This is a genomic window from Paenibacillus sp. FSL H7-0326 (assembly GCF_001955535.1).
In the GTDB taxonomy this organism is placed as follows: domain Bacteria; phylum Bacillota; class Bacilli; order Paenibacillales; family Paenibacillaceae; genus Paenibacillus; species Paenibacillus shunpengii.
Map to the genome: position 1 here is coordinate 558,144 of NZ_MPVN01000002.1, position 23,610 is coordinate 581,753.

23 protein-coding genes are annotated in these 23,610 nt (G+C 45.3%); 4 read left to right on the forward strand and 19 right to left on the reverse strand.

Annotated elements, in window-relative coordinates; genetic code table 11:
- Positions 1-26: 26 nt before the first annotated feature.
- Entirely contained in the window at positions 27-968 is a 942-nt protein-coding gene (locus tag BK126_RS13495; protein WP_076313116.1) for a Gfo/Idh/MocA family protein, read from the reverse strand.
- Positions 969-1,119: 151 nt separating this feature from the next.
- Between BK126_RS13495 and BK126_RS13500 the strand changes: the two genes are divergently transcribed.
- Both BK126_RS13500 and msrB read left to right on the forward strand, forming a co-directional pair.
- Positions 1,120-1,743 carry a TVP38/TMEM64 family protein gene (locus BK126_RS13500; protein WP_076313117.1) on the forward strand — a complete coding sequence of 208 codons (624 nt, stop codon included), beginning with the start codon at positions 1,120-1,122 and terminating at the stop codon, positions 1,741-1,743.
- A gap of 93 nt (positions 1,744-1,836) precedes the next feature.
- Complete coding sequence (gene msrB / locus BK126_RS13505) at positions 1,837-2,808, forward strand: peptide-methionine (R)-S-oxide reductase MsrB (RefSeq protein ID WP_076313118.1); 972 nt, start codon at positions 1,837-1,839, stop codon at positions 2,806-2,808.
- Between the two features lie 127 nt (positions 2,809-2,935).
- Here msrB and BK126_RS13510 read toward each other — a convergent pair whose 3' ends face one another.
- Positions 2,936-3,733: a lipid II flippase Amj family protein gene (locus BK126_RS13510; RefSeq protein ID WP_076313119.1), complete on the reverse strand. Its 798-nt coding sequence runs from the start codon at positions 3,731-3,733 to the stop codon at positions 2,936-2,938.
- Positions 3,734-3,813: 80 nt separating this feature from the next.
- Here BK126_RS13510 and BK126_RS13515 point away from each other — a divergent pair, with 80 nt between their 5' ends.
- Positions 3,814-4,233: a DUF2188 domain-containing protein gene (locus tag BK126_RS13515; RefSeq protein WP_076313120.1), complete on the forward strand. Its 420-nt coding sequence runs from the start codon at positions 3,814-3,816 to the stop codon at positions 4,231-4,233.
- Between the two features lie 21 nt (positions 4,234-4,254).
- Here BK126_RS13515 and BK126_RS13520 read toward each other — a convergent pair whose 3' ends face one another.
- The 13 genes from BK126_RS13520 to BK126_RS13580 form a co-directional block, all read right to left on the reverse strand.
- Positions 4,255-5,181, reverse strand: a complete 927-nt coding sequence (locus BK126_RS13520; RefSeq protein ID WP_076313121.1) for an ROK family protein — start codon at positions 5,179-5,181, stop codon at positions 4,255-4,257.
- An 18-nt stretch (positions 5,182-5,199) separates the two neighbouring features.
- Positions 5,200-6,084, reverse strand: a complete 885-nt coding sequence (locus BK126_RS13525; protein WP_076313122.1) for a phosphotransferase enzyme family protein — start codon at positions 6,082-6,084, stop codon at positions 5,200-5,202.
- A 122-nt stretch (positions 6,085-6,206) separates the two neighbouring features.
- Positions 6,207-7,070 (reverse strand): DUF421 domain-containing protein, encoded by an 864-nt coding sequence (locus tag BK126_RS13530; RefSeq protein WP_076313123.1) that lies wholly within the window; start codon positions 7,068-7,070, stop codon positions 6,207-6,209.
- A 255-nt stretch (positions 7,071-7,325) separates the two neighbouring features.
- Positions 7,326-8,741, reverse strand: coding sequence for a pyruvate kinase (pyk, locus tag BK126_RS13540; protein WP_076313125.1), 1,416 nt, complete (start codon positions 8,739-8,741; stop codon positions 7,326-7,328).
- 621 nt (positions 8,742-9,362) lie between these two features.
- Positions 9,363-9,863, reverse strand: coding sequence for a DUF1854 domain-containing protein (locus BK126_RS13545; RefSeq protein ID WP_076313126.1), 501 nt, complete (start codon positions 9,861-9,863; stop codon positions 9,363-9,365).
- Positions 9,863-12,055 carry an ABC transporter ATP-binding protein gene (locus BK126_RS13550; RefSeq protein ID WP_076313127.1) on the reverse strand — a complete coding sequence of 731 codons (2,193 nt, stop codon included), beginning with the start codon at positions 12,053-12,055 and terminating at the stop codon, positions 9,863-9,865. The genes BK126_RS13545 and BK126_RS13550 overlap by 1 nt, the downstream gene beginning before the upstream one ends.
- A 30-nt stretch (positions 12,056-12,085) precedes the next feature.
- The gene (locus tag BK126_RS13555; RefSeq protein WP_285849985.1) at positions 12,086-12,349 is read right to left on the reverse strand and encodes a CD3324 family protein; all 264 of its coding nucleotides are present in this window, start codon (positions 12,347-12,349) and stop codon (positions 12,086-12,088) included.
- An 851-nt stretch (positions 12,350-13,200) separates the two neighbouring features.
- Entirely contained in the window at positions 13,201-13,578 is a 378-nt protein-coding gene (locus BK126_RS13560; protein ID WP_076313128.1) for a VOC family protein, read from the reverse strand.
- Between the two features lie 166 nt (positions 13,579-13,744).
- Entirely contained in the window at positions 13,745-13,900 is a 156-nt protein-coding gene (locus BK126_RS29420) for a hypothetical protein (RefSeq protein WP_179085543.1), read from the reverse strand.
- Positions 13,901-14,005: 105 nt separating this feature from the next.
- Complete coding sequence (locus tag BK126_RS13565) at positions 14,006-14,656, reverse strand: cysteine hydrolase family protein (RefSeq protein WP_076313129.1); 651 nt, start codon at positions 14,654-14,656, stop codon at positions 14,006-14,008.
- Between the two features lies 1 nt (position 14,657).
- A complete protein-coding gene (locus tag BK126_RS13570; protein ID WP_076313130.1) occupies positions 14,658-15,449 on the reverse strand; it encodes an ABC transporter ATP-binding protein in 792 nt (263 codons plus the stop codon).
- Between the two features lies 1 nt (position 15,450).
- The gene (locus BK126_RS13575; protein WP_047910993.1) at positions 15,451-16,224 is read right to left on the reverse strand and encodes an ABC transporter permease; all 774 of its coding nucleotides are present in this window, start codon (positions 16,222-16,224) and stop codon (positions 15,451-15,453) included.
- On the reverse strand, positions 16,224-17,306 hold the full coding sequence (locus tag BK126_RS13580; RefSeq protein WP_076313131.1) for an ABC transporter substrate-binding protein: 1,083 nt from the start codon (positions 17,304-17,306) through the stop codon (positions 16,224-16,226). The genes BK126_RS13575 and BK126_RS13580 overlap by 1 nt, the downstream gene beginning before the upstream one ends.
- Positions 17,307-17,573: 267 nt before the next feature.
- Here BK126_RS13580 and BK126_RS13585 point away from each other — a divergent pair, with 267 nt between their 5' ends.
- Entirely contained in the window at positions 17,574-19,262 is a 1,689-nt protein-coding gene (locus BK126_RS13585) for a PucR family transcriptional regulator (RefSeq protein ID WP_076313132.1), read from the forward strand.
- Here the strand turns inward: BK126_RS13585 and BK126_RS13590 are convergent.
- From BK126_RS13590 to BK126_RS13605, 4 genes are read right to left on the reverse strand one after another with little or no spacing between them, the layout of a single operon-like run.
- Entirely contained in the window at positions 19,238-20,263 is a 1,026-nt protein-coding gene (locus BK126_RS13590) for an amidohydrolase family protein (protein ID WP_256702834.1), read from the reverse strand. The genes BK126_RS13585 and BK126_RS13590 overlap by 25 nt on opposite strands.
- On the reverse strand, positions 20,260-21,309 hold the full coding sequence (locus tag BK126_RS13595) for a ring-opening amidohydrolase (RefSeq protein WP_076313134.1): 1,050 nt from the start codon (positions 21,307-21,309) through the stop codon (positions 20,260-20,262). The genes BK126_RS13590 and BK126_RS13595 overlap by 4 nt, the downstream gene beginning before the upstream one ends.
- Positions 21,310-21,335: 26 nt before the next feature.
- Positions 21,336-22,229: a fumarylacetoacetate hydrolase family protein gene (locus BK126_RS13600; protein ID WP_076313135.1), complete on the reverse strand. Its 894-nt coding sequence runs from the start codon at positions 22,227-22,229 to the stop codon at positions 21,336-21,338.
- Complete coding sequence (locus BK126_RS13605; protein WP_076313136.1) at positions 22,226-23,440, reverse strand: amidase; 1,215 nt, start codon at positions 23,438-23,440, stop codon at positions 22,226-22,228. The genes BK126_RS13600 and BK126_RS13605 overlap by 4 nt, the downstream gene beginning before the upstream one ends.
- Positions 23,441-23,610: the final 170 nt, after the last annotated feature.

Genomic DNA, 23,610 nt, shown 5'->3' on the forward strand with positions numbered 1-23,610 from the left:
CTGTCTTGTATGATTTAAGATAAATATTACTGCGTCAGAAGCTCTTCACACAGCTCATGACTTGCAAGTACACGGCCGGCATGAAGCTCGCATCCCTCCGGCTCCTTGTCCAGGAAGTCCAGGAAATGCTGTACGCAGCCCGTAAATCCTCTGCGAGTGAGGATCGATTCCCAGCTGCCCGGTGTTCGGATGATGGATGGCGTGCCTGCTGCATGGAGGTGCAGCGTTTCCATCTGATGGACCCATGCTGTTCTGCCTGCTCCATGAAGCTCTATCGTTTCAGTGTCCGCCCCTGCAAAACGCACCATGCCAAACGAGCCCGCTCCTTTATTACCTGTCACTATACTGCCCGAAGCCTGGAGGAGCGCTCCCTGATCGTTCGTTCTCAGCCTATGGCTTGCGAGCTCGTAATCCTCACCGCCAAGCCATAATAGAGTATCAATCATATGAATGAGATCATCGTAGACGGTAACGCGGCTGGATCGGCTGTCCAGCTTCATACGATGCTTATGGCACACGATACTCTCAAGCTCTCCCGATTGGCTGATCCAGTCTTGTGCCTCACGGTACAGTGGAGCAAACCTGCGATTGAACCCGACAGCAAGCAGCACACCCATCGACTCTGCAAAAGCCGCCATTTCTATGGATTCCTTGAGATTATAGGACAATGGCTTATCTACATAAACGGCAATTCCCCGTTCGATACAGGCCATAACGATCTCATAGTGAGCTTCTGTTGAGGTATGTACAAATACGGCTTCCGGCTCCCAGTCAAGCAGCTCGTCCAGTTTGGTTGTTCCCCGATCAAGCCGATACAGAGAGGTGATCTCCTCAACTTTGGACAATGATCGATTCATTACGCCGACAACTTCCACCCCAGGATGGGCCGTAAGCAGCGGCAGATATACTTTATTTGCGATGTCACCCAGTCCTGCGATCGCAATTCTTTTTCGATGTGTTATTCTCATCTGGTTCTAGACTTCCTCCTGTCTCCTTCAGAATCACCTGCTCTAGTGTAACAAGGGCCTGCTCAACTAGCAAAGTGCACTTGTCCTCCTTATGTAAGTATGTGCGCATCCGGTATAATGTAAGAACGATGAATTCTCTGAGGATGATGATATGAAAAAATGGCTTCTCCTTACGCTGCTTTATCTGCCAGCGCTAATATTTCTTCTATTATATCGTAACGAAATCCTGACATGGGCGCAGGATCATGCGAATTATTTCAACTTAACGCTGATTGCCACCTTATTCGCTCTGTTTCCCGTGCTCCCTTATAAGCTTGTGATCGGGCTGCTGGGATACTCCTTCGGTGCAGCTATAGGCGGCATCGTTACCTGGCTCGGGACAACGATTGCCTCCATTATGGTGTACATGATGTTCAGATGGTTGTTTCAGGCGAAAGGACGGCTGTACTTGGAGCGAGTTCCCATCATTTCAAGACTCACTGCGCTGTTCGAGCAGCATACTTTCAGCACGATCCTACTCGCTAGAATGCTTCCAATCATTCCACAAATGGGGGTGAATATTTACGCAGGAACGGCCTCGCTGCCCTTCTGGAGCTATCTGCTGGCAACCTCTGTTGGCAAAATACCCAGTATCGCCCTGTATGCCTATGCAGGAGGCAACCTGTTAGAGCATCCGCTGCAAACCGCAGGTATAGCTCTGATTTATGTTATTATGCTCGTCATCGCGTTTGCCGCGTATAAAATAAGGTTAAAGCAAATAGAAGGACCGAGATAACCTCTTCATTGGTTAATATCGGTTTTTTAAGATATAATACTTCAAGGACAAGTTGATCTCATAATTCTTCATCGAATGGAGTGTGAATATAGAATGGAACCACTATTTACCGAAAAAGCTACATTTGCCGGAGGGTGCTTCTGGTGCATGGTCTCACCCTTTGAAGATCTTCCCGGCATTTTGAAGGTAAGATCAGGCTATACCGGAGGACATACGGAAAATCCGACCTATGAAGAGGTATGCTCAGAAACGACGGGTCACGTGGAGGCTGTTCAGATCACTTATGATCCGAAAGTATTCCCTTATGAGAAGCTGTTAGCCTTGTTCTGGCAGCAGATTGATCCGACCGATGCTGGAGGACAATTTCATGACCGCGGTACTTCGTATCAGACGGCCATCTTTTATCATACAGAAGAGCAGAAGGTGAAGGCGGAAGTATCCAAACAGGCGCTTGAAGCAAGCGGAAGATTCGATAAACCCATCTTTACCCCTATTCTGCCTGCTCAGACGTTCTATGAGGCTGAAGAGCATCATCAAGACTATCACAAGAAAAATCCAGCACATTACAAACGTTACAGTAAAGGCTCAGGGCGTGTGGATTTCATCGAGAAACACTGGTCACGCTCTATAAATAAGGAGCAGCTGAAAGATCGGCTGAGCCCGATGCAATACAATGTCACTCAAAATAATGGCACCGAGCCTCCCTTTCAGAATGAATTCTGGGACCATGAAGGAGAGGGAATCTATGTGGATATCGTATCCGGAGAACCTCTATTCAGCTCACGTGATAAGTATGATGCAGGCTGCGGCTGGCCAAGCTTTACGAGACCCCTTCGGGAATACAGTATTAAGGAAAAGACCGATTTGTCTCATTTCATGATCCGTACCGAGGTTAGAAGCCGGGAAGCCGATTCTCATCTGGGCCATGTGTTTGATGATGGACCTGGAGAGAACGGGCTTAGATACTGCATCAATTCCGCAGCCCTGAGATTTGTTCCAAAAGAGGATTTGGAGAAAGAGGGCTACGCTGAGTACGTCCATTTATTCGAAAAAGAGAACAGCTGAGCATTTTACCCTCATTCATTAGAAACGCAGGAGCTGAAAAGCCCTGCGTTTTTTGCCGTTGAAATTTGATGTTAGGTTATTAATGCTGAGTCTAGCAGCTCTGGACTACTTTGTTGTCCTGCACTAACTATATCCAGCCGACTATAAGGCTGATCCACAGAGCGAAGGGCACTAGAAGCAGCTGGGCAAGCAGCGTGCCGGCAAGGCGTGACATCAGCATGCAGCCATATACCCGGTTCATCTGCTCCAGACGAATCTCTCCCCTAAGTGATCGATCACTTAGAAGTGCGATCCGCGGGTCGATTAGCAGAGTCAGCAGAATCGTTGCCATACCGTTAATTAAGCCCGAAGATTGTGAAGCAGCCATCGCTTGTTCGGGATTTAGATAGGCTGCATATAAAGTGGCAAGAACGCCAACCGTATAAATAGCCGTCACCGACATGTTAAGGACCATCAGCCTTCTCGGCAAATTTCCAGCGAAGCATGTCTGAAGCATGGAGAACCTGGGCCAAGAAATGTAGTGAAGGGCATTTTTCATCGTATTCATGGAGCACAGTGAAGCAAGCATGCCAGGAATGGATCCTGCCTTCTCCAAATGAAGCACCAGCCTTGAGGACCATCTTACCATGGTCGGAAACATGAGAATGGCGATTACCGTCCCTACTGCTGCCGCTCCTAAAATCCAATGAAGCTGGGTTTGCAGCATACTGCTGTCTGCGCCATTCGCCTTATCAACCATTGACCCAAGCAGCGGTCCTTGTGCCATATTCGAAGTTCTTGAAACAAGGAGCAGCATACCAGATAAAGACAGAGCAATCGTGATCCGCTTTGTTCTTAATCCGCCTAGCCTCAGAGCATAAGACAGGCTGTCTGCAGCGTGAATTATCATTGTAAACATAAACGGCAGAGCCAGTTGGAGCAGCATGATCATTCCCTCCTTATGTTTTTGTCAATTTGTTATCGGGTAAATAGATAGGAGATATCTAATGAAGGGAGAGAACCATTATGCCATGGAGCAAACACGACTACCCTCCATCCATGAAAAATCTTGACCCCAGAATCCGTGAGAAAGCAGTGGAGATAGCAAATGCTTTGCTCGAAGACGGATATGAGGATGGCCGATCGATTGCCATCGCTACCGCTCAAGCCAAGGAATGGGATGAGAATCATCCTGAAGGAAAGAACAAATCTGGCGGCGACAAAGACAGACCTGTTCACTCTTCCCGTGATCACCAGAATCTTCATATTGTTCCCTATGAAAATGGCTGGGCGATAAAAAAAGAAGGCAAAGACAAACCTGAAGATACCTATCACTTAAAAAATGAAGCAGAGGATGCGGCCAAGAAAATCGCGTCAGGTAAAGAGATGAGAGTCATTATCCATGATAAACAAGGTAAAATTATGACCTCCAAGATCTATCACTAAGCTTGTTACTGAGCAGCTAAGCTATGTAAGGATCAGCTTGGCTGCTCCTATAATCCCAGCTCTATTTCCTAATATGGCGGGCAGGATCGGAAGCGGCGGATGATCCGCAAATCCATCCATCGTGTACCTCTCTATATGTTTGCGTACCGGGCGGAGCAAAGCATCCCCCTGTTCTGAAATCGCACCGCCGATAATAATAGCGGGTGGATTATAGAGATGAATGAGATTGGTTAGACCGATGGCGATGAACTCGGCATAATCGTTGATAAGGATTTTTGCAGTTTCATTTCCCACCTCAGCTTGGGCAAACAATTGTCTGGGATCATCAGCCCAAGCAGGCTGTCCCGCTGCCAATACCTGTCTTTTTAGTGATGTAACTGAAGCATACTGCTCCCAGCAGCCTTTCGATCCACACGTACAGGGATGACCACCCAACTGGATAATCTGATGTCCAAAGGCACCTGCGTATCCACTTCTTCCCCGATAGGTATGTCCGTTTGTTATGATACTGCCACCTACACCCGTTCCAAGACTAACACATAGAAAATCAGTCAAACCTCTGCCTGCGCCCTGCCACATTTCTCCTATGGCGAGTACGTTCACATCATTCTCCAGCTGTGCAGGGAGGTGGAGTCTTCGCTCCATTTCCGCTCTTAACGGAGTTCCTTTCCAATCTGGCAAATTCGCTGTTGCACTGCCGATGGCCCCGGCTAACGTAATGAACCCTGCTGTTCCCATTCCGATTCCTGTTACTTCGATATTTGTATAATTCCGGGCCTGCTCCATGCAGCTTGCAGCCGCTTCGGCAATGGAGTCAAGCAGCTGATCCTTGCCCTTCTCTGCATTTGTCGGAGCCATCATATCGTACAGAATGACTCCATCCTCTCGCACAAGCCCGGCCTTTATATTCGTTCCTCCAATATCCAGTCCCACTGCAGCCTGAAGCATGCCCTCTCTCCCTTCTAATCAGCCCATTAATCGGTTGTATTTCGATATGTCAGAAATGATGTGATGAACATAATTCGTCGTTTGCTCTGTTTCGCCATACTCGGCAAGAACAGCTGTCGCTCCCCTTACCAACCACAGGATCATATTTTTGAGAAGCGAGTCCTGTTCCAGCTGTAAACCGCTCTGTTCATAACCTTTTTTAAAATTCGAAATATGAGTGGCAACCTGTTGATCTGTCCAAGTCTTACTCATCGACGATGTTAATAGTGCGGCTGCATCCAAGTGATAATCACCTGTTCTTGCTTCTCCGAAATCAATGAAATACACCGAAGCTGCATGAAAAATGACGTTCCAGATCCCGAGATCAGCATGAATTATCCCTTCTCTTCGTTGCTCTATTTCAAGACAATCGGCTATGTATTTTTCAAGAGATGTTCTTAAATTACCGGATATATTGTGAGAAAACGTTGCTGTATTCCAGCTGATTTCCAAAGAAAATCGATCTTCTTGATGCGGAATCTTCGTATGCCTCAATACAGTATGCAGTCTGCCCAGCGCGTTGCCCATTTGCAGGAACTTGTCCTGAACAGATACCTTATCCGGCTCCAAATAGTGCTGAAGATTGTATATATTGCCTTGAACCTCTATATATCCATTTTCATTTTGACCAGGAAGCATGTATGGACTAATCTGATTCGCTGCAGTTCTATGAGATATTTCAAATTCGCAGGTCGCTTGATGTTTACTTCTTAGTCGTCTTAAAACGAATTGTTGTCCTTGTGCGGTTTCTAAAAGACGGGCATCAGATGTACGCCCAGCGGATATAGGAACAAGCCCTTTGACTTCTTCGAGCTCATAGTGTGCTTCTAAGCTTCTAAGCAGAGACCCTTCTGAAATATGCAATTTGTTTCTCCTTTATAAAATTGTAAAGAATAACGGCTTCCAGTCCCTCTATGTTATCCTTTAAAGTAAGAATATGTAAAGTGAACTCATAGAAAAAGCAAAAAACCGCACATTAAATAATGTTACGGCTTGTGTGGAGCTTTATAAGCATGCATTGCATTGTTCAGTTGATCTAATGCTTGCTGGTATTCCAGCTTGTCTTTCTCATAAACCGATAACTGTCTTCGCATGATTAAATCATCCTGCATTCGCTTGACCAGCTCAGCAATCTGATCGTTTGGCTTCGAGGTCGTCGGTTTAGGCAAAGACTCCTTTCCTGTCTGTACGGTAAGCTCTCCTTGACTGTCTACCTGTCCTATAAATACCTCTTTCAGCGGCAGATCCAGTCTGCGGAGCTCTTTATGGACCCAATCCTCATTATGTCCCGAAGCGGATAACGAATCAGGTAAAATATGTCCGTCGATGATAATGGTTTTTGGCTCTTGCTCGGAAGACAGCTGATAGCCTAACAGATCGGCAGTAAGAGGTTGATGCTCTTTTTTGAGCAACACGTTAATTTCTCCGCTCTGCTCCATCACTGCGAACTCCACATCAGCTACCCTGAACACATCTTTTTTACGAAGCTGTTCTAGAAATTCATCCACCGTGAGACGTTCTTTTTTTAAATTGTCTGCAAGCAAAGCCCCGTTCTCAACCAACACGGTTGCTTTGCCGTCTACGATATCCCTTAATTTTTTACTCTTCATCGTGACATACTCAGCTAATGTAGATACGGCAACCCATACAAACAAAGCTACAAACCCTAAGTACCATGTATTATCAACGTCAAGCGAGATATAACCAACCAAGTTTCCGAGCGTAATACCTGTAATATATTCAAATAGTGACAATTGGGAAATCTGACGCTTACCTAATATTTTGGTGATCAGAAACAGGACGGTTACCGATGCCAATGTTCTGATCGAAACCTCCAGCCAATCAGGCATATTTGTTCGCCTCCCTAATGGATGGTTTGTATTTTGATTCCATTTTGATGAATCCAGATACCTCAATACATGGGATATGGATTCCATTTGATGAATCCAGATACCTCAATACTGGGATATGGATTCCATTTGATGAATCCAGATACCTCAATACTGGGATATGGATTCCATTTGATGAATCCAGATACCTCAATACTGGGATATGGATTCCATTTTGATGAATTCAGATCCCTTAATACATGGGATCTGAATTCATCATACCTCAACAATTTTGATCAAATTCGTCGTTCCCGATCTTCCGATCGGCACACCAGCGGACAACACCACCGTATCCCCCGGCTCCACAAACCCCTTCATCGCTGCGTTTCGTGTCACCGATTCAAACATCTCGTCTGTTGTTGTTACCTTCTCACCCAAATACGGAAATACACCTGAGTACAAACACAATTTAGGCAGCACCTCAGGGTTGGATGTGATTGCCAGGATAGGAGCCTTCGGACGATACTTCGATATCATTCTTGCAGTAAACCCGCTGCCTGTAGATGTAATAATCACCTTTGCTCCCAGCTCAAGTGAAGCACTTACTGCGCTTTGACTAATAACCTCGGTAATTTTGGTCGCATGCTGCTCTCTTTTCTTAAAGAATTCACTTCTATAATCAATCAGCGATTCCGCCTTCTTGGCTACGGCAGCCATGGTCCTCACAGATTCCACCGGATACTTCCCGGCTGCTGATTCTCCCGACAGCATCACAACATCGGCTCCCTGCAGAACAGCGTTTGATACATCACTGACTTCAGCACGGGTTGGACGAGGATTCACCTGCATGGAATCCAGCATATGGGTAGCCACAATGACAGGCTTGCCTGCCAAATTGCATTTCTGGATAAGCTCGATCTGAACCATCGGAACATCCTCAATCGGCACCTCCACACCCAAATCACCTCGAGCCACCATAATCCCGTCCGACGCTTCAATAATCTCATTGATCCGATCCACGCCCTCTTGGTTCTCGATTTTGGCATAGATCTGGACATGCTCGGCCTTGTTTTGTTTAAGAATTGATCGAATCTCCTCGATATCTGCTCCTTTGCGCACAAAGGACGCGGCAATCATCTCCACCTTATTCTCGAGCCCAAAAGCTATATGCTTCTTATCTCGCTCGGTTACCCCTGGCAGTGTCGTTTTAATTCCCGGAAGATTCACACCTTTTCTAGGCTTTAGTACTCCACCATTCAAGATTTTGCAGTGTATATCCGCTCCAGTAACCTCCATCACTTCAAGTCCAATCAGTCCGTCATCAATGAGTACGATGTTACCTGGTTTAACGACGAGATTCATCTCGGCATAATTCACACCAATACGTGTGGCATCTCCTAATATTTCTTCTGTTGTTAATATGAGCTGTTCCCCCGTCATGAGCTGGACAGAGGCTTCTTTTAATTTTCCGATACGAATCTCAGGTCCTTTGATATCAATCATAATCGGTACAAATGTGTTCATTTCCTCTGCAGCCTGCCGTACTCTCTTCATCCGCTGAACATGCTCATCTGGTTCACCATGTGCCATGTTCAGACGCGCTACGGTCATTCCTTGCTGAATCATTTGCTTTAGCAGTTCAATGGAGTCACATGCCGGCCCCATCGTACAGATTATTTTTGTTTTAAGCATTCTTTCTCCTCACTTGTCGATAAGATTTAACCGTCAGGAATCTGCATTATTAATGCAGTCTCCTCCCGTAACAAAATGGTTCCTTTGTGAAGTATGTGTTCTGTCTGAAAAAATCATGTATAGGGCGTTCCATTTAGACGTTCCATTTTTGGCCCCCTCTCTCCGGTTGCTTCGCAAAAGTCGTTCGGTTTCCAAAAATTTCACTTGGGGAGGGAAAACCGAGTTCGGCTTCTCAGCAGCGTTCCATTTTTGGCTCCTTCTCTCCGGTTGCTTCGCAAAAGTCGTTCGGTTTCCAAAAATTTCACTCGGGTGGGAGAACTGTGTTCGGCTTCTCAGCAGTGTTCCATTTTTGGCTCCTTCTCTCCGGTTGCTTCGCAAAAGTCGTTCAGGTTCCAAAAATTCCACTCGGGAGGGAGAAGCGAGTTCGTTTTCTTGGCGGGCTTTTTATTTTGGCCCGTTCTCTCTGGTTGCTTCGCAAAAGTCGTTCAGGTTCTAATAATTCCACTCGGGAGGGAGAAGCGAGTTCGTTTTCTCGGCGGGCGTTCCATTTTTGAAAAAAACAAACATGACAAAGAACCGATACATTTACACCGCTGTATCGGTCTTTGTCATTAACGGTATTTAGATTACGTCAGTCAGTTGCTTTCTACTATGCTGATCAAGCGCTCTCCAATCGAGAATTTCACAGCGCTTACCGTTTATATCCGTTAATATCAATCGTCCCTCGCCAGGGTACTGCACATGCTCGTGCAAATTACGCATGGCCATGCGTGTTGGGCCTAGTGTCGTCTGCAGCTCCCAGACCCAGAGCTCTGATTTTTCTTTGACACTATCTACTCGGGTTACTCTCGGCAGGAAATATCGAAATTGCAGTTCTCTCCCCAATTCCTCTGCACTTTCATCATCCAGCTGACTTATATCCTCAATAATTCCGAGTTCATCTCCCTTCGCATTACGAATGGAAATATATTGAGAAGTGTACTTGAAAGGAAAAGTTCGATAGACTAGAATTTCATCATACAGTGCGCCTTCTATAACTCCCTGTAAAACACCTCCCGGCCCGCGGCTGAACATGACATCCGCTGGCTGAAGAAAGTGAATATCGTAAGGATCTCGTTCCATTAACCCTCGACCCCCTTGATCTTCGACAATTCTTGCTGTGCATCAACGAGTTTGCGATAAGCTCCCTCTTCGATCGAGAGCAATTCTTCATGGGTTCCCACTTCAACGATTCTTCCTTTATCAAGTACGACCAAACGATCGGCATTTCGCAGCGTTGACAGACGATGTGCAATAGCAAACGTAGTTCTTCCCTGTATAAGTCTTGAAATGGCTTCTTGAATCTGACGCTCGGTTTCTGTATCTACGGAAGCCGTTGCTTCATCCAATATCAAAATGCGTGGGTCATGAATAATTGCCCGGGCAATAGCAACACGCTGCTTTTCTCCCCCAGACAGCCTATGCCCTCGTTCTCCGACACGGGTATCATAGCCATCCGGCAGACGAACAATGAAATCATGCGCATTAGCAATCTTAGCTGCCCGCATAATTTCAGCCGGCGAAGCATCCGGCTTGGAATAAGCAATGTTCTCCGCTATAGTTCCATCGAATAAGAATGTCTCTTGCAGCACAACCCCGATCTTATTCCGAAGATCAGTTTGACTAATCTCTGTTAGCGGAACTCCATCGATATAAAGGCTGCCTTCATCTGGATCATAGAAACGGCAAATCAGATTAATGAATGTCGATTTACCAGCTCCCGAATGTCCTACCAGCCCAATCATTTCCCCCGGCTGAACCTCCAGGCTCACCTTCTTCAGTACGGGATGATGCTTCTCATAGCCATAGGTTACTCCATTGAACTGGACATGTCCCTTCATGCTGCCAATATCACGCGGGTTCTGTGCATCAGGTACATCCGGTGTCGTATCAAGAATTTCGAATACTCGATCTGCAGCGGCCAGTGCATTACTGGACCAATTAATCATCTGGCTAACCCATTGCAGCGGACCAAACAGCATACCAAGGTAGGATATCAATGCCATGAGTACACCAAGCTGAAGCTCCCCTTGTATAACCGATGCTCCGCCGTAATACCAGATGAGCAGTGTCCCAATCCCAGCGATCAAGGAAAATAACGGGAACATTCCCTGCCACAAGCCCTCGATACGAATATTATGCTTCACGAGCTGTTCATTCACTTCACTATATCGGGATATCTCTGCCTTCTCTTGTCCAAAAGCTTTTACTACTCGTATCCCTTGAAGCGAGTCACCTACAATGACGTTCAGACGAAAAATCGATCTCCATTGCTGATACCAGCGCCGCCCGATCTTAGGCCATAGAGATAAGGACACAAACACCATCACAGGCATAGGAAGTAACGCAAAGAGCGTCAGCTTCCAGTCAAGTCCAAACATAATGGCGAAGATGGCAACCACTCGGAGAGATTCTCCAGTTACCCAGATAATACCGTCTGTCATGAATTGCCGCATTGCCTCCGAGTCACTGTTAACCCGGCCAATAAATTGCGAGGTTTGCCTCCGGTCAAAGAAGGACAGGGACAGCTTCATTAATGCGTGGTATATATCCTTCCGAATGTCTCCCATTAGTTTGGAGCCGACCCATACGCCCAGCAATCCGCGAACCGTTTGCATGACCGATGTAACGAGCATGGTTGCTCCTAGTCCGATAACCAGCCACAGTAACGAAGCGGATAATGAATCCGGTTTCAAAACATCGTCTATCATAATCTTCGTTAAATAAGGCGGGATGAGTTCAACGAGTGTAGTTAATACAAGTAAAATTCCGGCCACAATCATTCGTCCCTTATATGGCTTTGCGTACCGGAGCATACGAAGAAGTACTTTTCCATTATCCTTACAGACAGGACATGTCTGAGTTCCTTCCGCCAGTGGATGCTCGCAATTCGGGCAATAACGCGGAAGTTCTTTTTCCGAAGCAGTCGGCAGCTCTTCCTGCTGAATCACAGCACAGACCAGCTTAGCTGCGAAGCTATAGACCGCCGTAAGGGCGGCCGTATATCTCGCGATAACTACAGGACCTTTGGAAGTGTCGGCAATGAAGGAGCCGCCGCCTATTCCACTGACGGCTCGAGCTTCTGTCATTTGCTGTATTTCCAGCCTGCTTATATGAACTCCTTCTGGAGTCCAGACCGTGACCTCTTCACTAGTGATCACGATCCACTGTTCTCCGAAATGTCCATTGTGTAGTAAATCTGTCCGTGCGCTGAATAACAATGGACCTTCAATTTGAATACTAATCGAGCTCGGAAGCCCTTGAACGATCGACAATGAAGGCACTCTCCCATCTAACCATCCTAGTTACCTAGACTTTACTACAATTTTGCGAATACTCTCACTTGATAGATGATACTTCTGCTCCAGCTCTGAAACAGACCATCCTTTGGAATAATAGAGTGAAATTTCTGCATTACGCTGAGCTAGCTGCTTGCGGGCTCCGCTCTTTTCTCCCCAGCGTGCACGCTCTTCGGTAGCTTTTGGGATGTAGATGAGATCTCCTTGTATATACTTTTGAATCTCTTTCAATAAGCTAGGGGGAAGCGCATCTCTTCCATTTTTGTACATCACGATAAATATCCTCCTCAAATACGGTTCTCTGGCCACTCACATCATCACTTACAAAGACATTTAAAATCATGTTCGCATCTCCTTTCGTTCATTTTTGGTTGTTGTAACCTTCTCACGGAAACTATGCCCTCAAAAAAATAAAAAAACCCTGAACGTTTACAAATGTCCATAGGCAGTCCTCAACATTATTCATAGGCTAAAATTCACACAACACACAGTCCTTCTCACGATTCATTAAGAGTCACTTGTCATGATCGCGTATCGGTATAGAGGTACCTTGGCTTGAGCATATTCAGTTGTTCCTGTTGTTGAAGTTTAAGTGACGGCTGCATTGTACTTTCTCCTCTCTTCTTAAGATTAGATTCCGCCGGTTACTTAGCAAGTTAGCATGTGGCAAAATCTTCAATATGTAAAACTAAACTTATTATAATGAAACCATTGTTATATAGGCAAGAAATAGTTTTTAAAATTTACAAATTTTATCACACAGGGTCAAAAAGATACGGTATGGATGAATAATGAGAGGAGGCATCAGCCTCCTCCCATGCTAAACGCACAACTTTCGCACTTAAGCGAAAGTCACCTCGCGCTCATTGATCAATTGGATCATCTCCTTTCCTTGTATTTCGTCGGCCCCGACAACTACATTATATAACCTGTAATTCGCACCAGGGTAGAGAAAGAAAAGTTATAACTAATCTTTACCGTGATCACATCTTAAGCCCTGATTTTATTAGATCGTCAATTTCACACCGCGAGATAACCGACAAGAAAGCGATTTCAATTAAATGAAGTCATATGCAATATTTCCATCCAGCTATCCTGATCTCCAAGCGTATGCTATATATTTATCTGCTAAATTCAAGAAATTCAATTCGGTTGCCAAATGGATCATGAGTATAGAAGCGTGTGATGCCTTCTTCTGTACGTGCCTCATCATGGATAATAGTTATATTTTCCTTCGTCAGATGCTCCTTTAAAGCTTCTATATTGTGAACATGAAATGCAGGATGGGCTTTAGAGGCAGGTGTAAAATCCTTCTGCACACCAATATGTACTTCATGAATCCCACATTTAAACCAAATACCACCGCGTTTCTGTAATGGCTCCGGCTTAGGAATTTCGGTCCACCCTAGAATCTCTTTAAAGAAATGACGTGCTTCTGATTCACAGCCTTCCGGTGCAGCAAGCTGAACATGATCAAGACCAACAAACCTAAATGACATCGTCCTTTTCCTCCTCATGAACACTTTCTCGTTTCATTAGATGAAACTAAGTTTTAAATACTACCTTAATACCATTTTACCTAATTTGGAAGGAAAGAGCTATCGTGTTTTTTTGTTCTGCAGGTATGTCTCTGAGTAAAGGGGAAATATTTCGGATTCCTTGTCGTTATACGTTACTTTTTGTCTCCCCGGTCCCAGAGACTTGAATTCGAAATTCCTCAGCTCCGGCTTCAACTGAGAGCTTCGTCACGATCATCATGAATCCGGATATAACTAGAACTATGCCCATTAATTTTGAAAGCTGAATATTTGATCTCTTCACTTATATTCCCTCCATATGGATTCATCTAATATAAAAAAACGTCTGGGATGACCCAAACGTTTCCATTCTTCTGTAATCTTTTATGAATAACAATGTATTGGCTGATCAGGTAGATGTGACATTTCCAACGTTGTTCCAGAGAGAAGTGATGGTGGAGGAGGCTTCAACAAAGCCAAAGTGCCGTTCTATATTGGTTAGACTCGGTTCGTAAGCGTCCAAATAAAGGCAGGTGGTAGCATCCTTTGCGAGCACAACATGGTACCCTATCAAATGAGCCTCCCTAAGTGTGGATTCGACACAAGTATTCGTATTGATCCCAGCAGCAATAAGCGTCTTTACTCCCATACCCTTTAATACTCTTTTTAGTTCCGTATCCACAAAGGCATTATAACGATGCTTCCACACCAATACATCCTCTGTGCGAATATCGAGCTCCTGAATAAAATCCGCCCCCCAGGTTCCAGTCCGGCAGCTCGGAGGATGGCTTCTGCCCATACGCCGCCTTATCCAGGCATCCTGTCCGTCGTTCAGCTGGTTGTGAGACATCCCAACCCATATGATGGTAATATCAGCCTGCCTCGCTTCCTTCACTAATTGACTAATTACGGGGACGATCCCACTGTACATGCTTGTATCATAGCCATACTGAGCGAATACACCTTTTTCATGAATAAAATCATTCTGCATATCGATAATCATGAGAGCTGTCTTTTCTTTCAATACATTAGTTAAGCTATACTCTGTATATTCGCTCATCTCATACCTCCGTCAGAATACCTTGAGATTGAAAGACCTCCCGTATCTCCCGAACATGCTCAAAAAATTTCGGATGCGTTCTTGTCTCCATACTGCGCGGCCTTTCTAACTGAATTGAAATATCTTTTAAGATTGAGCCAGGTCTAGGTGACATCACGATGACCCGATCAGAAAGGAAAACCGCTTCTTCAATGCTATGGGTAATAAAAATAATAGTACATTTATACTTCGTATAAATCTTTAACAGATCATACATCATCTGCTCACGAGTTAGTGCATCAAGCGCACCAAAAGGCTCGTCCATCATCAGTAACGATGGGTTCTGAATTAAAGCACGGCAGATCGATACTCTCTGCTTCATTCCTCCTGACAGCTCAAAAGGATATTTGTCACCGAAACCATCAAGTCCAACCATGCTTAGCAGCTCGTTGGTTTTTCGTTTTTGCTCAGCCAGCTGTTTACGGTTTAATCTGTTCTCCAGTTCATAAGGCAGCAGGATGTTCCCCTGTACTGTCCTCCATTCCAGCAATAGATCCTTCTGAAAGACAACCGCATTCCCCGACTGCGGCCCATTCATCGTACTTCCATCCATCTCGATGGTGCCTCCTGTCGGTTGATCCAGACCTGCAAGTAGATTCATCAACGTGCTTTTTCCACAGCCACTCGGTCCCACAACAGAAACAAATGAAGATGCCTCAATATTTAAACTGACCTTGCTCAGCGCTTGAACGACACCTGTACGCGTCTCGAATTTTTTCTCTACATTTTGAATTGCGATTGTTTTTCCAGCCATCTTATTCTCCTCCTCTGGCAGCTCTGTACCAAGGTATCGCTGCTCTTTCGATCCATCCGACCAAATTGTAAAAAATGAGTCCGATGACTGCCAGCATGACAACCACACAAAACTGCATCGTAATATCAAGATTGGCACTGGCAGCAAGCTGAAGATAGCCTAGCCCTCTGTCTGAGGAGACAAATTCCGCTACAACGGCTCCGACAACAGCCAGCGTAATTCCTACTTTGAAGCCTCCAAAGATGCTAGGAAGTGCCTTTGGCAGCCGGAAGTGCATAAACACCTGGAACGTACTGGCTTTCATGGACTGTGCAAGCATCAGCATCTCTTTCTCCGATGAACGCAGGCCTACCACACTATTTACAATGATCGGGAAGAACGCGATGAGAAAAGCGATAATGACCTTTGTGACCATCCCAAATCCAAGCCAAGTAATCAAAAGCGGGGTAAGTGATATCATAGGCACGCACTGTAGACCAATCATGATTGGAAAAAACGACCTGGAAAAATATTTCGAATATACGATGATGATAGCGAACGGAACACCAAACCCAACCGATAAGGCAAACCCAGCTAAAATTTCGACTATGGTTATCCCGCTGTGCCTAAGCAATACTTGCCAATCCTGAGCCATACGTTCAACGATATTAAGCGGAGTTGGCAGTAAGTATTCTGGAATACCGAACACCATGCAGCACAGCTGCCATAGAGCAAGAAGCGCAATTACGGTAAGCGATACGGACAGCAGAGACTTAAACTTCGCAGTATTACTCATTAGTCTTCTCCCCCTGCTTCCGCAGATTGGTCAGGAAGGTACTGATTCGTATAATACGTATCTACTTTCTCTCTATTCTTAATAAGTCCAGTCTCTTGCATAAGCAGTGTCATCTGCTCTAAATGCTCTGCATTGACATATCCATACGGCTTTCCTTCAGGACGTACAGCCAGTTCCCCTGTTCTTACAATTTGTTCGGCTGTAATTTGTTCATCAACCACATCCGGAAATAATCGTTTGGAGATAGCTGCTGCTTCTTCAGGATGCTCCATAGAATAGGCAAAGGCCTCATCCACTGCAATCAGAAATCGTTTTAACGTATTAGGATTCTCTTCAGCAAACTTATTGTTAGTAATAAGTGAGAGTCCCGATAGGTCAAAACCATAATCCGCTAAATAAAGCGGTACTAGCTCTTGACCTAGATTCTTCTCGAACAATGGATACTCATTAGTTGAGAATACCGCAATCGCATCTGCCTCTCTGTTCTGGAACAGCGTATTTCGTGCACCGGTTTCCACCATCATGTGCTCTACTTTTTCATAATCGGTGCCATTATACTCCAAAAATTTCTCATACACGCTGGTGAAGGTTGATCCAGATGAGGAAGCCAATGACTTTCCTTCTAAGTCCTTCGGTGAGCGAACTGGGTTATCCGGATAGGACAGCAGAATGATGGGTGAGCGAGTCATATAAGATGCAATCATTTTCACTGGCATCCCTTTCTCTATCCCCTGAACGGGCTCTACAGCTGAAGTTACCCCAATTTCTTCTTTATTTTGGGCAATCACCTGCAATACCGACACTGATCCAGATCCCTCCAACACATTCACGTTAAGTCCATACTTTTCAAATATGCCTTTTTCCTTGGCTACAAAAAATGGAGCAAATTCACCTTTAAATTTCCAATTTAGACGTAGTGTGAGTTCACTTTGTTCAGCTGGAGGCAAGTCAGTTCCAAGACCTGTACTTGAGCTGGCGTTCGCAGCTGTACTGGCTGTTTCGCGGACACCTTGATTTTGATTAGCACATCCCAAAGCTGTCAGCATAACCGTTACAAGCATGACGATCCAAATCTTTTTCATTTTTTCCACTCCCTCTCTTTTGTGTCAGGTTTATTGACATTGTTCTTTTACTTGATAAACACATGATAGCGAGATATACGATGCAAGCCTATGTCCTCAGTGCACAAGATCATGACTATGAACTTCAGCAGCACTTACAAAAATGGGGCATATATCTAGATGCACTCTATTTGATAGGGCATAATGGTTAAAAACTCTATTGTTCAGGTCCGTTTTTACCTAGATTGAATTCATGACGTCATAAAATCTTACATTGGAGGAATGAAAATGGCACTTACACTGAAAAAAATTTTAAAGCTGCCGTTCTTCTACGGCGCTTCCGTTGTTGCCGGGGAGAACGGTTTGGATTCAACCATTGAGTCCGTTAATGTCATGGTCAAACTTCCACATCAAGAGTCTGCATCTCCTGACATTGCGACATGGCTGTGTAGAGGGCAGCTTCTATTCACCACAGAACATGTAATTTTAAGCAATCACCGTGTACTTACCGCATTCATTCATCAAATGTCCGAAGCTGGATGTGCAGGTATGATTATTAAAGCCAGTCACCACATCAGCCCTCTTCCAAAAGCGATGCTCTCCGCTTCCTCAACCTTGCGAATGCCAATCGCTGTACTTCCTAATGAAAAGGGTCTCGGGGATATGATGAGTCAAGTCATGAGCATTTTACTGAATGAAAAGCAAGTTGAGCTTGAACGGACTTTTGAGATTCATCGTAAATTTTCCAAACTCTTCCTGAATGGTGCTACCATGTCAGACATCGCCCAGACACTGACAAGCGTAGTTCATCATCCAATTCTGATTACGAACAGCAAGCGGACCATGGTCGGATGGTCGGCTTCTGCTCGCTCCTGGGCAGTATCTGAGGAGTTTCGCGAAGAACTACTTCAATTCATTGTGAATCAGAGCCCTACTGAAAACAGCCTATCGTACTATAAAACAACAAGCGGAGAACGGCTCGGAGTGTATCCCATTCATTCTTCTGGAAATTTAAAGGGCTACATTATTGTCATGCATACGGATGAAACGTTAAAAACATTGCTGATGCCTCTGGAACAAGCTGCTCAGGTCATTGCTCTTGAGAGCGTCAAGCAAGCTGCTCTAATGGAGGGGTCAAACCGGCTTAGAGAAGAATTCTTCAGTGAGTTATTAGATAACGGTTATACATCAGTACAGGAGATTATGAAACGCGGCGAGAAATATGGATTACAATCAAAAGGCACCTATTGGGTCGCTGTTTGCCAAGTTGACTCTTCATTGGACGGACGGATTTCCTTTCCTTTTAATAGCAGGGGTTATGAGTACCTGCAAGAGCAGATTCAGGCCTACCTTGATGCTAAACACATGAATGCCATAACAACCGTCAAAGGAGATCATATTGTCATCATTCTGACTTCTAATGATCTGTCGGTTTCACAGCAAGAGGGACGATTGATTCAATTGCTGCAGAGTGCACTCTCCCATCTTCGAAAAAGCAATGACCATCACCTCTTCTCCATTGGACTCAGCAATCATGCCGATCAGCTTGACCGATTGGCCAGGGCTTATCAGGAAGCTGTCCTGGCATTAAAACATGCAAATGACAGTCATAGCTCCACTTCAGTACATGCTTACCGAGTTCAGCAGGTTCCTGATCTGATTCGGATGCTGCCTTATCATAAATTAAGGGAGTTTTGCGGCAGTATTCTCAAATCGATTGCTTTTCCGAAATCAGATGAAAATATAGAACTATTGCAGACACTCGATGTGTACTTACAGCAAAACTGCAATGTCAAAGAGACGGCAAGGGTGCTCTTCCTGCACCGCAATACCGTCTTCTATCGATTAAATAAATGTGAATCCCTTCTTCAGCTTTCATTTAAAGATCCTGTGGACCTCCTCAAGCTGCAAATGGCCGTCATGATTCATCACATTCTTAAATCTCATGAAATTCAAGCTGAACATACTTTGTCCTGAACAATTTGAGGGAGAGGCACGTGGGATAATAACTCGCGTGCCTCATGTGTTTCAAATACGACGGATACATTAAGCTCATCATAAGAAGAAGCCGATAGCGGATCAGCCGGGCCTCTTCGAATCATATCTAATAGAGCAAGCTGTTCCTCAGGCTCATAAAACCGCTGCACGTAAGCCAGAAGCTGCGCATAGCCGAGCATGTTGCCTCCTCCAAGTGGATTGAATAGATCTCCCATATTGTCACTTCCAAGTCCTACTGGAATTCCTGCTTTCAAGAGCTCTTTCGTTCTTGTAACGGGTCTTGTTGCTATTGCTGTAGGACACACTGTAACATGAAGCTTGGCATTTGCCATAAGCTCTATCGTTTTTGCCGCTTTAAGATCGGGTACAGTCGCCAGAGAATTGCAATGAATGGCATAGATCTTATCTCCACATTCCTGCTCTAAGGCTTGCTCTGCAAGAAAGGGCAGAAGAAAGTCCTCCGGCTTCCCACTCTCATCTGTATGGAATTCTAACCAGGGAACATCAAATTGCTCAGCCATCGCCATCATTTTTCTAATGTGTAATTTACCATCTACATCAACTAGCGTATGTCCTCCAAGCCCCATCCTCCCCATAGTGAGTGCTTCCTGCAGCAGTTTCTCTGTCTCTGGGTAGCGATCAAAGCCTTCCTGATTAAAAGCTGTAATGTCAATAACGATGTGCTTGGCAAATGCTTGTTGCAGCTCAAGCATAGCCTCTATTCCTTTCAAGCCGACAACCGGATCTACATCTACATGTGTTCTTACATAAGTCGTTCCATAACGAATCATCTGAAGAAGCGCCTTCTCAGCGCGGTCATATATATCCATTTTAGTAAACTCAGCTTTTTTCTCCCTCGTCCATCCGCCACGAATGCTCGCGGGAGCATCCACATAGACTACCTCGGGAACGAGCATCCCCTTATCCAGATGTGTATGCGCATTAGCAAATCCTTTACATTTCCAGATCTCACTCATCATTCCTCATCCCCTCTGGCTTCAGCGATAACTGCGATTAGATTAGCTCCACGCGGGCCCTGATGCTCTGAACCGGCTGAGCACAATATGGCTGCATCATTAACAACGCTTGCCACAACCGCATGAGCCACTGATTTGGCAACGACTCCTGCATGCATGCTTAGTGCATCGGTGTGAATGGTGTGACGCTGTCCTCTAATATGAGGCAAAGCATCCGCACCGGCATTTACAAATATTTGCCGAATCCTCCCCTGCTCCTTGGGTGATAGCAAAGGATCAACGGCCATATCCAGAGATGCGAAAACACGATAAAGCCCTCTGAGATCAAATCCGTCCTCCATCATGCCAGATGCGATTACAAGTGAACTGTCTGCCCCGTCTCTGTTACCCATCACAATTACACGAATGGCTGTCTGTTCTCCGCCTGCGGAGACAGAAGTTTTGACTGTATATAAACGATGGTCCCCATTGATCGCTTCATCCGTAATCTTTTCCCGATCGACCTCCCCTAAAGCTACCGCAGAGCCGAGTGCAGAAGAAGCTTTGGATCGAACCCCTCCTTCCCCCCAGGGACACTTGATTTCAACACAGTGCACGTCACCAAGATCTGTGATTCCTGCGTCTCTGATTGCATCACGTACCGCTTCTGCTGCCAGATCCACTTGAACGCAAGTGCCGATTTCTTCCGGAAGAAGCGTTCGACTTGAAGCTACGCCGAATACCCATCGTTTGCTTCCCGCTCTTGAATCAGACAGATGATGATCGTTTCTCAAAAATACGGTATAATGCGGACTCATATAACCGCCAGTCTTACCAATCATCATCATCGGAATTTCTTCAAAAATAGCATCATGGGTTTTGCTTAAATATTTGGACAATAACACTTGGAAAGCAAGTGTACTATATCCTCTTGCATAATTATCTCCTTCTGTTTGAGCTATGATGGCTTTGATATGAGCGGCCTTGATTTGGCCGGACTCAAGTTGTTCCTCTAGTTCACTTACATCTCCTGGGTGCTTCATTGTAAATTTCATTAGTTCATAACTCATTTCTATCTTCCTTCCCTGCAAATTTTTTAAGCATCTGTCCGTTTGATTGTTCTTGAAACGAAATTTACGAGAGGCATAAAACCATCTATTCGACATTCGACATGATCACCCTCACGAATAATACAGGCTCCGGGAGTTCCCGTCATGATGATATCTCCGGGAAGAAGCGTCATGTGCTCGGAATGAAAAGATACTACATGTGCAGGTGTGTACCTCATTAGGCCAGCCTTTTTTCGTGCTTCAACCTGTCCATTTCTTATCGTCGCAATCTGGATCTCCGCAAACGGATCGACCTCATCCGGTGTTAGCAGCTCAGAACCCAGACTGAAGAAAGTATCGAAGCTTTTGGAGCGAGTTAAGAATCGGGGGTTTTTTTGATGTATATCATCTGCACCAATATCAAGCACGGCAACATAGCCTGCAATACAGCCAGCCGCGATCTCTTCGGACACATGACTGCAAGCTTTGCCAATAACGATCGCAAGCTCTGCCTCTGCGATGACTCGCTCAGATTGCTCTGGAAGCCGAATATCGTCCCCGGGACCAATTAAGCTGGTGCTTGGTTTGAAAAATCCTACAGGTTCCTCACGTTCTTTTTGATTCCTGAACGCAGTAAGTTCTTCATAACTGGAGGTATAGTTAAAGCCTATTCCATATATTTTTCCAGGATTACGATACAAGGGAGCAAAGTAAATCTCATCCGGGGAAGCCATTTCGAGACCTGGTAATTCATTAATAAAAGATCTGCTCATGATCCAGCTATTCAGCTCATCAAGCCTTTCTTCTCGCAGCAAGGACATCATATCTGTCGGCCAGTCCGTCTTGTAGATTCGATTCATCATCTCTATTGAAATGACACCTTGCTGAGCTTGAATGCCAGCCTGCTCTATTCCATCCTGAATAAAGCTCACATATTTCATCGAATATGCTCCTTTCGGAGAACCAGCTTCAGCTCAGATTCGATATTAGCGATAAGCCGCAAGAGATCCATATCCCGGCCCGGTCCAGCAATAAATGATAAGCCGAAAGGATATCCCTGAACCTCCATCCATGGAACGTTAACTTGGGGTAACCCGCCTATTCCAGCTACACAGCAGAGCTGCATTGTGCTAATTCTTATCCGTTCTGCTTCCTTGCCCGTGAGTCCAATTTGAGGGGCTATGCTCGGAGTTGTCGGCACAATCAGCACCGTATTCTTTTGCAGCTTCTCATGAAGAAATGCTCGGACTTGCTTGACATCTTCCCGTGCCAACCCGGCATCTTGAGCTTGTATTCCTTCGGCCCATTTAAAACGCTCGCGAACAGCAGCTCCAAATCGTGGGTTTACTTCCTCGATCCAAGGTCCGTGTGTTCTCCATATCTCATATCCCTGTAATGTACGAAAGGCTCGAACCCAATCCATTAGCTCGAATTGCATCCCTTCGGTTATCGCTTCTTCATCACAATTCAGTGCCGAGCGTAGTTGTCCAAATCTCACACCCAATTCTTCTTGTACTTGCTCGTCTACCAGATCCCACATATCCGTTGCCCATACAAACCTAAGCTCGTCTCGATCATTTTCTCGAGCATCACCTTTAAATAACGTCTTTCCCACTTTCAGCATGGTCTCTATTTCGTTTGCCATCCAGCCCGGCGTATCAAAACTAGGGGCTAGAGGGACGACTCCAGTCAATGACAGGCATCCCCATGTAGGCCGAATACCGTATACTCCGCAATAGCTGGAAGGAACTCGGACAGATCCCGCTGTATCTGTTCCTAACGCAAAATGAACCATCTCAGCAGCAACCGACACAGCAGACCCGCTTGACGACCCTCCTGGAATACGGCCTTGTGCCTTAGGATTAACCGGAGTACCCCAATGTTCATTCTCGCCGTTCAGTCCGAACATGAGCTCGTCCGTATGTGTTGCACCTACGAGTTGAGCTCCCTCTTCCAATATTCGTAACAGGATAGGTGCATAATTCTTGGCTGGATGATGTGTACGTTGGAAGTCAGGATTTCCAGCACTGCTCACATGATTTTGAATATCATAGACGTCCTTCACTGCAAATCGAAGACCTTTCAGACTTCCCCCTATTTCATGAACCGAAATGTCTCCCATACTTTTCACGAATGCTCCCCAACGATCCATCCATTTGTACTCCTCTCTCCTTAGATTTACTTTATTTTAGAAGAGCTGCGCTGTATTCACATTGGCACCTGTGACTAAATTTGATATCCGATTTTTAGAAGCAGCGACTATTGTGAAGACAACGCAAAAAAGGACCTGCAAGCATGCAGATCCTTCTTGTTCTTATCATC